Source organism: Oleiphilus sp. HI0061, assembly GCF_001635675.1.
On record NZ_LWFE01001025.1, the window covers coordinates 1 to 770 of the forward strand.

Annotated in this window: 1 protein-coding gene; it reads left to right on the forward strand. The window is 37.9% G+C overall.

Translation table 11 applies throughout. The annotated features are described in order from the left end of the window. Window positions 1-285: 285 nt before the first annotated feature. Window positions 286-735, forward strand: coding sequence for a chemotaxis protein CheX (locus A3735_RS12835; RefSeq protein WP_068507627.1), 450 nt, complete (start codon window positions 286-288; stop codon window positions 733-735). Window positions 736-770 lie beyond the last annotated feature (35 nt).

Genomic DNA, 770 nt, shown 5'->3' on the forward strand with positions numbered 1-770 from the left:
TTGGGCCATCCTTGATACGCAATCTTTCAACAAAAATTGCCAAAATTAAACGTAAATTTATTCTAATCGTAAATATAGTCTTATTTTGTTCATTTTTCTGTTGTGAATAATACAGTTTTTTACGTCATAACATCCATGTTCTGTAATATTTTGTTATCACCGACAATTATTCAGAGCAAAAATAAAATTCTTTTCTATACTGGAAGGTAGCCGATTTCCTTCTTTCGTTAAGAGATTCCACTATGCACGTGAAGCAATGCGTTTAAAAAACAGGATGCTGACAGAATGAACAAGCAAACTTTTTATAGCTTGCTATCAGGTGTGTGGACTAAGCTATTTGGTGCCGAGCTCAAATATATTGAGCCCCAGCCTCATCAACAAGAATGCATTTTAGAGTGCTTTGTAGAAATACCTATCGTTGGCCAAAACAATTTTTTAATGGTTTTAGCAATGCCAACAAAACTTAGCTACAGGGCCGCCTCTCTATTATTTCAGCTACCGGAAGAAGAGCTCAGCAAAAACGACGCAAATGACGCGCTCTGTGAATTAGGAAATATCCTGGCAGGCCAAGTACAACTCGAAATAAGCGAAGATACACACTTAGATGTGCCGATCCAGCTTACGAAGGAACAAGCGCAAACGCTAATGCAGGATATTGAGCCGGATTGGGAAGTCTTTACGCAGGATGAAGACGGAACAACCATATATGCCGGCGTATTTATTGGACAAAGTTAGCGCAATGAATAAACTATCGCTTCAAATAATTAATA